Source organism: Ereboglobus sp. PH5-10 (genome assembly GCF_029504735.1).
Classification (GTDB): domain Bacteria; phylum Verrucomicrobiota; class Verrucomicrobiia; order Opitutales; family Opitutaceae; genus Ereboglobus.
Window position 1 is genome coordinate 217,320 of the sequence record NZ_JAQFIP010000002.1, and the last position, 11,796, is coordinate 229,115.

At 58.5% G+C, this 11,796-nt stretch carries 11 protein-coding genes; 6 read left to right on the forward strand and 5 right to left on the reverse strand.

Translation table 11 applies throughout. From position 1 onward, the window contains the following. Positions 1–21: 21 nt before the first annotated feature. On the reverse strand, positions 22–474 hold the full coding sequence (locus tag M2447_RS02855) for a hypothetical protein (RefSeq protein WP_277508994.1): 453 nt from the start codon (positions 472–474) through the stop codon (positions 22–24). A 174-nt stretch (positions 475–648) separates the two neighbouring features. Further along, a complete protein-coding gene (locus tag M2447_RS02860; protein WP_277557323.1) occupies positions 649–1,422 on the reverse strand; it encodes an endonuclease/exonuclease/phosphatase family protein in 774 nt (257 codons plus the stop codon). A gap of 311 nt (positions 1,423–1,733) precedes the next feature. On the opposite strand from M2447_RS02860, the gene rph reads away from it, so the two are divergent. Together rph and M2447_RS02870 are read left to right on the forward strand one after the other, a co-directional pair. Then, positions 1,734–2,486 carry a ribonuclease PH gene (gene rph, locus M2447_RS02865; protein ID WP_277508996.1) on the forward strand — a complete coding sequence of 251 codons (753 nt, stop codon included), beginning with the start codon at positions 1,734–1,736 and terminating at the stop codon, positions 2,484–2,486. Between the two features lie 330 nt (positions 2,487–2,816). Further along, a complete protein-coding gene (locus M2447_RS02870) occupies positions 2,817–3,374 on the forward strand; it encodes a DUF1287 domain-containing protein (RefSeq protein ID WP_277508997.1) in 558 nt (185 codons plus the stop codon). A gap of 75 nt (positions 3,375–3,449) precedes the next feature. Here M2447_RS02870 and M2447_RS02875 read toward each other — a convergent pair whose 3' ends face one another. The 3 genes from M2447_RS02875 to M2447_RS02885 all read right to left on the reverse strand — a co-directional run bounded on the left by M2447_RS02875 (position 3,450) and on the right by M2447_RS02885 (position 6,947). After that, positions 3,450–4,391 (reverse strand): TatD family hydrolase, encoded by a 942-nt coding sequence (locus M2447_RS02875; protein WP_277557324.1) that lies wholly within the window; start codon positions 4,389–4,391, stop codon positions 3,450–3,452. A gap of 71 nt (positions 4,392–4,462) precedes the next feature. Then, positions 4,463–6,082, reverse strand: coding sequence for a sulfatase (locus M2447_RS02880; RefSeq protein WP_277557325.1), 1,620 nt, complete (start codon positions 6,080–6,082; stop codon positions 4,463–4,465). 31 nt (positions 6,083–6,113) lie between these two features. Continuing rightward, entirely contained in the window at positions 6,114–6,947 is an 834-nt protein-coding gene (locus tag M2447_RS02885; protein ID WP_277557326.1) for a hypothetical protein, read from the reverse strand. Positions 6,948–7,131: 184 nt separating this feature from the next. On the opposite strand from M2447_RS02885, the gene M2447_RS02890 reads away from it, so the two are divergent. The 4 genes from M2447_RS02890 (at position 7,132) to M2447_RS02905 (ending at position 11,749) form a co-directional block, all read left to right on the forward strand. Then, positions 7,132–8,271 carry an aminoglycoside phosphotransferase family protein gene (locus tag M2447_RS02890; protein ID WP_277557327.1) on the forward strand — a complete coding sequence of 380 codons (1,140 nt, stop codon included), beginning with the start codon at positions 7,132–7,134 and terminating at the stop codon, positions 8,269–8,271. Continuing rightward, positions 8,268–9,194: an NAD-dependent epimerase/dehydratase family protein gene (locus tag M2447_RS02895; protein WP_277557328.1), complete on the forward strand. Its 927-nt coding sequence runs from the start codon at positions 8,268–8,270 to the stop codon at positions 9,192–9,194. The genes M2447_RS02890 and M2447_RS02895 overlap by 4 nt, the downstream gene beginning before the upstream one ends. Continuing rightward, the gene (locus M2447_RS02900) at positions 9,176–10,141 is read left to right on the forward strand and encodes an AraC family transcriptional regulator (protein WP_277557329.1); all 966 of its coding nucleotides are present in this window, start codon (positions 9,176–9,178) and stop codon (positions 10,139–10,141) included. Before M2447_RS02895 ends, M2447_RS02900 begins: the two co-directional genes overlap by 19 nt. A gap of 183 nt (positions 10,142–10,324) precedes the next feature. Next, entirely contained in the window at positions 10,325–11,749 is a 1,425-nt protein-coding gene (locus tag M2447_RS02905) for a hypothetical protein (RefSeq protein ID WP_277557330.1), read from the forward strand. The last annotated feature ends 47 nt before the right edge of the window (positions 11,750–11,796 follow it).

Consider the following 11,796-nt stretch of genomic DNA (forward strand, 5'->3'; position numbering starts at 1 on the left):
TGTGTTTGTGCCGAGCGCCGGTTACTCGAAGGTAGGGATAAGAACGAGTTCGTCGCCCGGTTGCGCAACGTAGTCCTCGCCATCGCTCCAGGACAGGTCGTTGACAAGGAATTTGAACGAGACAGGCCCGCTGACGCCGACGAGCGTGATCGACCAGAGGTCGTCGTTGACGCAATTCATCGAAATGCCCTTGTCCCAGCTCAAGCCGGCGCCGAGGCCGCGAATTGTGAGCGAATTGCCGAAACCGATGTCGATCTGCGCCTTGATCTTGATGATCGAGGGCTTCGGCTGCCCGGCCGACGCGGCGGCTTTTTTCACTTGCGGAGCAGGCGCGGGAGCGACCGCCGCGGCCGCCGCTTTCGCCACCTTGGGCGAAGTGACTTTAGCCGAGGATACCGCTTTGGTTTTCTTCTTTTTTGCCGGAACGGGCGCCGGCGCCGCTGGGGTAGCTTTGGCTTTTGTTTTTTTCTTCATGATTTGTATTCTCCGTTTTGATTAATCAGGCAATTTTTTCGCCCAGACGGCGTTTACTCTTAATTAAATGCCCTTCTCTGCAATAGTTATTTGCAGTCAACCGTATTTGATATTCGTTTGCGCGGCCGCGTAAAAAAATTACTAAAACTAAAACGCGCGCGAAGCCGCCCTGCCTTACTTTAATTTGCAATCCACCACGACCGGGCGGTGGTCAGACAAAAACGATTTCACCACACTGCACGAGGCGTTGGTGCAGGACGGCGGCAGAAAAACAAAATCCAGCGTGCGCTGGGGCAGCGGCGAGGGATATGTTTTTTCACCCATCGGAAACAAACGGTAGTCGCCGTGCCGCGAGAAATATTGAAACAGCGACCGCGTCGCGTCCGCCGTGTGCGAGGGATTGTTCAAGTCGCCGCACACAATCGGCTGCACCGTCCACTTCGGACGCATCTCGGCGGATTTTTTTGTGAGATACCCCATGAGCATTTCCACCTGCTTGATGCGGTGCGCGCGCGACCGGTGGTGCAGGTGCATGTTGACCATGGGGACGCGTTTCCCGCCCACATCCAGCTCAACGAACAAGAAGCCCTTCTCGCCCAGTGTTTTTTTTCCGAACGCAATATTCTCCGAGTCCAGAATCGGATGCTTCGACAAAAACGCATTGCCGTAGTTGAAGTGAAACAACCCGTCCCTGCGCGTGTTCACGCCGAACACCGCATACGGAAACCGTGTGAACCGCCTCAAGTATTCCAGGTGGTCGAAATGTCCCGCCCACGAAGAGTCCTGGTCAATCTCCTGCAGCGCGACGACGTCGGCCTTGAACGTGGACAGCAGCTTCGCGATCTTGGTCAGTTGCGAACGAATCCGGCGCTGCGAAGACAATGCCGAAAACGGCCGCAGCCCGCGGCCATGGGCGATATTGTAAGTGACGATGCGCAACGAGGACATTTGTGAAACGGAAAACGCGGGCTTCAACTTCCGGAATTGAAAATGAGTCCAAGTGAATACTCCGCCCCGCGTTTCATCTGCAACGAGAAACCATGATTATTTTATGCGACGCCCGCCGCCGGGTGTGATTAAGAATCCGTGGGCGGGGCGGTTGCAGACTGCCGCTATCGCTCGAAACACCGTTACCGAGCGCGCCCCACGGCAGAGGCAGTTTACGGTTTACAGTTTTCAGTTAACAGTTTCGGCTCCGCAACCTCCACGGCACAACAGCGCCAAACCGCGAATTCCGACTCCTGACTCCTTTTTCATCCATGCACCGCAACGACAACCGCACACCCGATCAACTCCGTCCCATCACGCTCGTTCCCGACATCGCGCCGCACGCCACCGGCTCCGTGCTCATCGGCTTCGGCAACACTCGCGTCATCTGCGCCGCGACCATCGAACCCAACGTCCCCAACTGGATGAAACAGCAGGGCGTGAAAGGCGGCTGGCTCACCGCCGAGTATTCGATGCTCCCCTACTCCACCCTCGACCGCAAGTCGCGTGACATTTCCAAGGGCCGCATCGACGGACGCACCGTTGAAATCCAGCGACTCATCGGTCGCTCCCTCCGCGCCATCATCGATCTTCAGAAACTCGGCCAAAACACCCTCTGGATCGACTGCGACGTGCTCCAAGCCGACGGCGGCACCCGCACTGCCTCGATCACGGGCGCCTACCTCGCCGCGCGCCTCGCCGTGCAAAAACTTATCGACGCCAAAAAGCTCGCCGAAAATCCCCTCCTCGATTCCGTCGCCGCCGTGAGCGTTGGCATCCACGAAGGCAAGGAACTGCTCGACTTAAACTATCTCGAGGACAAGGACGCCGAAGTCGATTTTAACGTCGTGATGACCGGCAAGGGCCAGTTTGTCGAAGTGCAGGGCACGGGCGAGGAAGCCACTTTCAGTAACGACCAGCTCCAAGGCCTCCTCGTCCTCGCCCAAAAAGGCCTCAAGGATTTGGCCGCGCAACAAACCGCGTTTTTGACGAAACAACTGCTGGGAACGGTGAAGATCGGGTGAGGCGCGAAAAACACTATCGTATTAATCGTTTCATTGAATCTACCGGAACAGTATACATCGAACAGGTCTGTGGTTTGCCACAGCGATTCAATGTATATCGACTATTTCAGAAAAGAAAAACATCTGATTAGGGCAAGGGGAGTAGATACAAAATGAAAATATAAATTGCTGTAATAATTTATATGCCTCGCAAAAAACAGATTCCCTATCGCAATCAAAGCCCCACCGGTTGGTGGATATATGAAGAATCTAAACAACAACTCTCTGTGTTTGATGATGAATATCACGATGAGAGATAAGTTTTTGAAGCGAACCGCACTTCTCTTTTCTTTGCTCGTCATCGCCGCAAGCGCCTCCGGCGCACTCCCTAAAATCACCCCCGCCCAAACCATTGCCGCAGCCCGCGCGCAAATCGGCGTCACCACTTCCTATGATCCGGCGTATCGAAAAATCGGATACCCGAACGGCGATGTGCCCATCGACACCGGCGTGTGTGCCGACGTGATCGTGCGCGCCTTGCGCAAGCAAAACGCCGACCTCCAGCAACTCGTCCACGAGGACATGCGCGCCAACTTTTCCGCCTACCCAAAAATTTGGGGGCTCAGCAAAACCGACAAAAACATCGATCACCGCCGCGTTCCCAATCTTTGCACCTATTTCAAACGCGCCGGGAAATCCGTTGCCGTCACCGACAAAGCCGCCGACTACAAGCCCGGCGATATCGTCGCGTGGAATCTCCGTCCCAAGGGCTCGCTCCCGCACATCGGCATCGTCTCCGACAAAAAAGCACCCGACAGCACCCCGCTCATTATTCACAACATCGGCTCCGGCACCCGTGAGGAAAATATCCTTTTCCAATACCAAATCACCGCCCACTTCCGGCTGTGACCAACCTCACACCCATTGATCCATCCCAATTTGAGGGAAGAGCGAAAGATTGAGCGGTTTGTTTCGGGTTAAAAATTAACGCGATTGCGCAAACACCCGCTTCGCATTGCCGCCTAAAACCGCCTCAAGTTCCATCTCGCTCAACTCGCCTGTGCGTGCTTCGGCGATGAGCGACGCCATCGAATCAGCGGCGTTCGCGTCATTGTTTTTTGGATACAGAACAAGCGGATAATCCGTTCCAAACAAAACCCGTTCCGCGCCCGAGGCATCCGCCATCTCGCGCCAAATGCCCGCGCTGGTGTTCGCGCCATACGTCAGCGGCGACGCCGCCGTGTCATAAAAAATGTTTCCGAGGTTTCGCACCGGCTCACTCCATTCCGCATCCAGCGGCAACCGCGCCCCCCAATGCGCCAGCACGAAGCGCGTCCCCGGATGCCGCAGCGCCCAGCGCACGAAATCTCCGATGGGCGTCTCCACCTTTCCCGGATAATTTCTTCGTCCCGCCTCGCCCGCCGATTCGGTGACGTGCATGCACACCGACAACCCCAGCTCGCCCGCAAGCGCCAGCGCCGCATCCATCGCCTCCCGCGCCGCCGCATCGGCCATCACGCCCTGCGAATGTGGTGACAATTCACCAAGCCCGACAAACCCGGCCTCCGCCGCGCGCCTCACCGATTCGCGCGCCGCCTCCGCTCCCGCGCCCGGATGCAGGGCCGCGCACGCGCTCAGTCGGTCCGGATGCGCGCGCACGCATTTTTCATAAAAACCATTCTGCCATTCGCATGTCTCCGGCCGCTCCCAATACCATCCTTGGAGCACCGCGCGCGCCACGCCCGCCGCATCCATCGCGCGCAGCAATTCATCGACGCTTGGAAACTCCTGCACGCGTCGCCCGTCCTTTCGCGTGCGCGTGCACAGCACCGCCCAGTGCGCCTCGCCGCGCGCCGCCGCCCATTCAGCCGGAGCCGCGTTCAGCTCCGGCGGATACAAATGCACATGCGAATCGACGATTTCCATTTGCTTGGTTTCAAGACGAAAAAGTCATGCGGAGCCATTCCCAATTCCAAACTTCCAAGACTGTGACCGCCCTATCGTTTCAGCGGACGCTCCGGATCAAAATCGGGCGCCTCGAAATCGCTTTGTTCCACCCACGAGGTCCTTATCTTGGCGCGTTCGTTTTTGTTCATGAAGCGATTGTATAAATTCCTGTTTTTCGATGCGTAGGGATATTGGTCGAAAACATCGCCGCGTCCCTCCATGCGCGGGTCGTTTTGCCTGCGCAACTCGGCAAACAAACACTCTTTCATTTGCGACAACCGCGCACTGTGCTCCGGCGCGCGGGCCAGGTTGTTCATGCAATCGGCATCCGTTGACAGGTCATACAATTCCTCCTCCGGGCGCATTCCGAAATTGAGCTCCCACATCCAGTGATTAACGCCCCGTCTGTTTTGCTCGAGGATTGCGGTCTTGGTCGGGCCGCCGTCCGTGTTCAAATATCCGGTTACCGGATCGCACATGGGCCAGCGCGCGGGCTCGAAATTTTTCAAATATAAAAAACCGTCCATGTGCAGGCCGCGTATCGGGTATCCGGTGTCATTCGGACGCCCCAGGTCGTGCCGCTCCTGTCCGACGAGCAGCATTTCCCGTCCCCGCGCATTGTTCTGAAATATATCCATCAAACTCCGCCCCTGAACCGGGGCCATGATTGCCGCCTGTGGAGCTCCGCTGGCGGCCTCGATGAATGTCGGGGCGAAATCTATGAAGCTCACATAATCGTGTGAAACACGTCCGGGATTTTTTATGCCGCGCGGCCAGCAAATCGCCAGCGGCATGTGCACGGATGCCTCGTAGGCGGTTCCCTTCATCCGGGGAAACGGCATGCCGTTGTCGGAAGTGACGACGATGATTGTGTTCTCCAACTCACCCGCGCGCTCCAACGCCTCCAGCATGCGTCCGAGGTGCCTGTCGAAATGCTCCACTTCCAGCGCGTAATCGAGCATGTCGTTGCGCACGGTTTCGGTATCGGGCCAATACGGGGGCACGCGATCAATCTGCGCCGTGTTTTTGCCACCGACGGCGACACCGGAGCCGTATTCATATTTGCGATGGGGCTCGCGCCCTCCATACCAAAAGCAAAACGGGCGTCCGGGGTTTCTCGATTTTAGAAACGACTCGAAGTTCCCCGCGTAGTCGATTGGCGAAATGCCTTTTGTCGGCGGGGTTGCCTTAACCCCATTGTATTCCGCGCCGGTTAATTGCCGACGCGTTCCATCCTCCGCAGTCCCCGGATCGCCCGGACTCCACCCTTTTCCCGTGAAGCCGGTTTCATACCCCATTCCGGAAATCGCCTCCATGAAGGTGCGGTATTCCGCGGGAAAATAACACCCGTGGTTCGCCGCCGCTCCGAGCTGCCAGCTGTTGCGCCCCGTGAGCACCGCCGCGCGCGACGGCGCGCACTTGGCATTCGGCGTGTAGGCGCGCATGAACAAAACACCCTCCCTCGCCACGCGATCAAACGCGGGCGTGCTCACCCACTTGCAACCATACGCCGACATGTGCCCGAACGACGCGTCATCGGCGATGCAAAACAATATGTTGGGCCGGCCTGCCTTGTTGGCATCCGGCTGCGCGACCGCGCCGGACGTGAACAGCAACGGCGCGGCCATCGCGCACAAAACGCCACCCGCGGTATTTTTGACAATCTTCATGTCGGTATTATTTTTTGGGCTCCTTGATAATCTACTCCCTCGGCGCCTTGATATCCCCGCCGATCGTTTGGTGAAGCGCGGCCATGCTGCCCTGGTTGATGATGATGACGCCGCGGATCGGGCGGTCGAGGTCGAGGATGATGGTCAACACCGAGCAAATGGCCATGACCAGAACGACGTTTGGCCAGAAGATGCGCGTGCTTTTTAAACCGATGCCGTAGGCGAGCGTGCCGGTGGCGCAGGCCGAGACAAATATCAGCAGCCAGATGATCGCCTCGGGAATGTGATTGCCGCGCGCGGCGGTGCGGTCGTTTTCGTCGGAAAACACGCGGGTGAGTGTGTTCATGAAGTTTACGATTTGGTCCGCGCCGACGCCGGCCTTTTCGGTGTTGGCGCGTTCGAGCAATCGCACGGTCTCCGCCCACATTTCATTTTGCAGGATGTTTGTGCGGTCGATGTTGTCGCGCATCTGGTCGGCGCGCGTGCCCGGCGTGTAGTATTCGGCGCGCAGGCCCGTGTATTCGTAAATCCGCTCCTTCATTTTTTGCGCGCCATCCCTCGGCAGGAGATCCGCGAACAGGTGGGCGGTCTGAAGGTCGTTGACCTCCTGCCGCAGCAAATCCTGCCGCGTGTTGAAACGCCCGAGCGCCATGCCGAAGGCGAAACCGAGCATCAAAGCGACAAGCCCCAGCAGCGTGCCGCCGAGCGCGGTGACCTGGCCGCTCAGATGCTCGCGCGCATTTGCGGCGCGCCGGCGCCCGTAGCGGAACGCGCATTCGGTGACGAGCAACAGAAGCGCGACCAGAACAATAAAAAACGCGGCCTCGTGGAAATAATGGAAAACTTCAGGCAATGGCTTGGGCATGGCGAAAAGGATGAAGTTGAGGGTTGTTGGTGAAATACACAGTCGATGGTTTGCCGGGAGGCTGTTGTTTGACAATCCCTATCACCGCGCGGGTGCCGGTGTTTTGGCGAGCATCTAAAAAGTTAAAAATGAAAACTAATTGACAAAAACGACTATCTTAATGACCTACCCATAATTCTTTACGATGAGCCATAACGCCCTCCCCTCCCCACCCTCGGACTTGGCCGATGTTGCCGGACAATTCATGCTGCACGGGCAGTTCCTGGGCGCGCAACCCTACGGTTCCGGGCATATCAACGACACCTTTGTCGCGCGATTCGACCAGTCGGGCGCGCCGGTTCGCTACATCTTTCAAAAAATAAACCAAAATATTTTCAAGGACGTCGCGGCGCTGATGGACAACATCGAACGCGTCACCAGCCACGCCTCGCGCCGCGCAAAGGAAAAAGGCACCGACGCCTCGCGCCGCGCGCTCACCCTTGTGCCGACCCGCGACGGACGCTCCCATCTCAATGCCGCCGGCGGCCACGCCTGGCGGTGTTACCTTTTCATCGAGAACGCGCGCACCTACGACATCGTCGAAACCCCGTCGCACGCGCGCGAGGCGGCCCGCGCCTTCGGCACGTTTCAAGGCCTGCTGAACGACCTGCCCGGCGGGCGCCTGCGCGAAACCATCCCCGATTTTCACAACACGCGCAAACGCTTCGAAAACTTCCAGCGCGCGCTCGCGGACGACGCGCACAACCGCGCGGCGAATGCGCGCGATGAAATCGACTTCGCGCTAAAGAGCGAATCCATGGTGGACGTGCTGCTCAACCTCCAGAAAAGCGGCGCGATCCCCGAGCGAATCACGCACAACGACACCAAGATCAACAATGTGATGCTCGACGACGCCACGCACGAGGGCATTTGTGTGATCGACCTCGACACCGTGATGCCCGGCCTCGCCCTCTACGACTTTGGCGACATGGTGCGCTCCGCGACAAACTCGGGCGCGGAGGACGAGCGCGACCTCTCCAAAATCTCCATGCGCATGCCCTTTTACGAGGGGCTTGTATCCGGCTACTTGAGCGCCGCCGGCTCATTCCTGAACGAGGCCGAGCGCGCGCACCTCGCTTTTTCGGGCAAACTCATCACCTTCGAAATCGGCCTGCGTTTTCTCACCGATTACCTTGAGGGCGACGTGTATTTCAAAACAAAACGCCCCGGCCACAACCTCGACCGATGCCGCACGCAATTCGCCCTCGCGCGCAGCATCGACTCGCAACAATCCGCAATGGAAACCATCACCACACGCATCGCAAACAAGGAGACCTCACAATGAAAGTGCTCATCACCGGCGGAGCCGGATTCATCGGCAGTCACATCGCGGAACAATTGCAAGGACGCGCCGAAGTGCGCGTGCTCGACAGCCTGCGCACGGGATCCGAAAAAAACCTGGCGGGCATGAGCGTGGAGTTCATCGAGGACTCCATCCTGAGCCGCGACGCGCTCCGCGCGGCCATGCGCGGCGTCGATTATGTGTTTCACCTCGCCGCGCTGATCAGCGTGCCCGAATCCGTTGAGCGTCCGCACGAATGCGTTTCCCTCAACGTCACCGGCACGCTCAACGTCCTCGAGGAAGCCGCCGCCGCAGGCGTGAAAAAGCTCTTCTTCGCCTCGTCCGCAGCCGTCTATGGAAACAACCCCTCCGTGCCGAAACTCGAGACCATGCTTCCCGAGCCGCGCAGCCCCTACGCCGTGACCAAGCTCGACGGCGAATACTACTGCCGCCAGTTCGCCGAAACGGGGCGGCTCGACACGGTCGCCTTCCGGTTCTTCAACGTGTTCGGCCCGCGCCAGGACCCCGGAAGCGCCTACGCCGCAGCGGTGCCGATCTTCATGCAAAAGGCGCTCGCGAACGAACCGCTCACCCTCTTCGGCGACGGCGGGCAGACGCGCGATTTCATCTATGTGAAAGACCTCGCGGCGGCGTGCATCCAGGCCGCCACCACTCCCGGACTGTCCGGCGTGTTCAACGCGGGTTACGGCGGGCAAATCACAATACTCGAACTGGCGCAACGCATCATCGCCATGTCCGGCTCGCGCTCCGATATCCGCCACGCGCCGGAACGCGCCGGCGACGTGCGCCATTCGCGCGCAAACGTGGACGCGTTGCGCCAGGCGGGTGTTCCGCTGTCGGGATCGCTTGAGACGGGGCTGCGCGAAACGCTCGCGTATTACAAGGCATGCCACGAAACCCGATAAAAAAGAGCGGCGCGCGCGCAAACGACCGGGCTTCGCTCAAGGCAGCCTGCGATCGAATCGGCAAATCGCTCAACCGGTTGGTCAATCCGGCCGACTTGTTTTCCGGCGCGAAACTGGAGGACGCCGCGGTCGCCGACAACATCATCATTTTCAAGCGCACCTCGCCGGACATGCTGCGGCCGCGCGGTGTGACGCACAATTACCATCATCGCTACGAATTGGTGGTGCCGCTTCAGAAAACCGGACGCATTCATGTGGACGGCGTGCCGTATCAACTCACACCCGGCATGGCTTGCCTGATATTTCCGCACCAGTTTCACCATTATCTGGACATTGAGAAAGGGCCGATAAAGTGGGTGTTTGTTACCTTTGAAATGAAAAATGCCGCCACCCTGCGGCCCCTGCGCAACTCGCCGCGCAAGCTCGGCGCGCGCGAAATCGAAGAGCTCGACGCGCTTATTAATGAATATGCATCGCCCGCCGCCGCCCCCGGGCGCGGCTTGAATTTGGTGCTCAAGGTTTCCGACTTTCTGCAACGGCTCGCCAAATGCAGCGAAGCCGATTGCGTGATTCGCAACGACGGCGAGGAGTCGGACACGCGCGGCGCGATTCTGGAAAAAATCAACGCCTACGTGCGCTCGCACCTCGGGGAGCCCGTAACCATATCCGATCTCGCCGCGCACACTGGCTACTCGATTAGTTATTTGCGGGCGATCTTCCGCAAAAACCTGGGCGTGAGTCTCGGCAGCTACATGCGCGAATCGCGACTGTTGATTGCCGCGTCAATGCTCGGCGATCCGAACCGCGGCAGCATTGAGGAAATCTCAAGGGCGTGCGGATTCGAGTCGATCCACGCATTCAGCCGCGCCTTCAAAAACGCCATGGGCATGGCGCCGCGCGCCTACGGAAAATTCGTTCAGACAAACAACGCCAAATCCTCCACGTAGGGGCGTCGCTTGCGACGCCCGTGAACCGCTTTGGCAGGGCGAACCGTCCCGGTGAGCCGCCCACAGTCTCGGCTCACCGGGACGGTTCGCCCTACCCCAAACATGCCGCGCCAAACATTAAATAAATATTTATTCCGAATGTTTTAATCGACTCAGCAATTCCTTGCGTTTCACATGCGCGTTATGAGTCCCCGTAAAACCTTCCTCGTAGTGTCTGCCCTGATTGGCTGTTCGTTATCCGCCTTCGCCGGATCTTATGTGCCGAAGGACAACGAAATCCAGTTTCGCATCCTGCAAACCACAAAGGACAAGGCCCTGCGCGAAGTGGCATCGACACCTTTCACGCGGCACGAATACAGTTTGCTTAAGTCGATCGACTTGGATGCCGCCAAGCCTTCGCACGAATATTTCGGCATCGGGGTTTCGATGACCGACGCCAGTTGCTGGCTGCTTTCGCAGATGGATATCGAAGCCCGCCACAAAGTGCTCAAGGAGGCGTTCAGCTCCCGCGGCATGAACATCTCAATGATACGCCTCAACTGCGGATCGAGCGACTACGCAACCGAGCTCTACAACTACAACGATAACGAGGGCGATGTTGAGATGAAGAAATTTTCCGTGGCGCGCGACGAGGCCTATATGATTCCGATCATCAAGCGCGTCCACAGTTACCGCTCCGACTTGTTCACCTACGCGGCCGTGTGGAGCGTCCCGGGTTGGATGAAAGATTCCGGCGCCATGTGCGGCGGCAGCCTGCTCGACAAATATTTGCCGTCGTTCGCGGCCTATTGGACGGCCTATCTCAAGGCCTACAAGGAACGCGGCGTTCGCATCGACGCCGTCTCGGTGCAAAACGAACCGGGAACCGACCAGCGCGGCGGCTGCCCCGCGACACTTGTCTCCGCAAAACAGGAAATCGAACTGGCCGGAAAACTGATGCCCGCGGCGTTCAAGGAGGCGGGGCTCGACACGGAAATATGGTTGTATGACTGGGATTACGAGGGTCGTGATCGTGTGAACCAGATGCTCGCGGACCCCGACGTAAAGCGCAACGCGGCGGCCGTGGCATGGCATCCCTACGCCGGAAAGCCCGAGATGATGCGGGAAGTTTTGAAACAAAACCCGGGCACGAAAATGCACCTGACCGAGCGCGGCCCCAACCTGGCGCTGAAAGACATCCAGACTCCGAAATGGTGGTCGGAGGTGATTTTTGGCGCCCTCAACAATGGCTGCTCCTCCTTCACCAGTTGGAATCTGCTCTTGGACGAGGACGGCCAGCCCAACACCGGAAGATTCCCTTGCGGCGGTCTCATGTCGATCGACACCGAAACCGGAAAAGTGAGCAAGAGCACGCAATGCGCCGTGTTCTTCCACTTCAGCCCCTACGTAAAGCGGGGCGCGCAGATCATGGCCATTGAGCAGCCGGACGACGCGCTGACCGCCATCACATTCAAAAACCCGGACGGCCAGTTTGTGATCGTCGTTGCCGCCGGTGAAAACCCCAAGGTGCGCCAGCGCTTTCAGGTCAAATTCAAGAACCAGTATCTGGCCGTCTGCCTGCCGCTGAACAGCTGGTCGCTGACAACCGTCATCATCGACAAACAATAATTATCTCATCGCAACGCCGGGAGAGAGCGCGCAGTGGCGCGCCCTTG

Coding starts and splice junctions, on each gene's coding strand:
- M2447_RS02855 (WP_277508994.1), bottom strand. CDS start 474: ATGAAGAAAAAAACAAAAGCCAAAGCTACCCCAGCGGCGCCGGCGCCC.
- M2447_RS02860 (WP_277557323.1), bottom strand. CDS start 1,422: ATGTCCTCGTTGCGCATCGTCACTTACAATATCGCCCATGGCCGCGGG.
- rph (WP_277508996.1), top strand. CDS start 1,734: ATGCACCGCAACGACAACCGCACACCCGATCAACTCCGTCCCATCACG.
- M2447_RS02875 (WP_277557324.1), bottom strand. CDS start 4,391: ATGGAAATCGTCGATTCGCATGTGCATTTGTATCCGCCGGAGCTGAAC.
- M2447_RS02880 (WP_277557325.1), bottom strand. CDS start 6,082: ATGAAGATTGTCAAAAATACCGCGGGTGGCGTTTTGTGCGCGATGGCC.
- M2447_RS02885 (WP_277557326.1), bottom strand. CDS start 6,947: ATGCCCAAGCCATTGCCTGAAGTTTTCCATTATTTCCACGAGGCCGCG.
- M2447_RS02890 (WP_277557327.1), top strand. CDS start 7,132: ATGAGCCATAACGCCCTCCCCTCCCCACCCTCGGACTTGGCCGATGTT.
- M2447_RS02895 (WP_277557328.1), top strand. CDS start 8,268: ATGAAAGTGCTCATCACCGGCGGAGCCGGATTCATCGGCAGTCACATC.
- M2447_RS02900 (WP_277557329.1), top strand. CDS start 9,176: ATGCCACGAAACCCGATAAAAAAGAGCGGCGCGCGCGCAAACGACCGG.
- M2447_RS02905 (WP_277557330.1), top strand. CDS start 10,325: ATGAGTCCCCGTAAAACCTTCCTCGTAGTGTCTGCCCTGATTGGCTGT.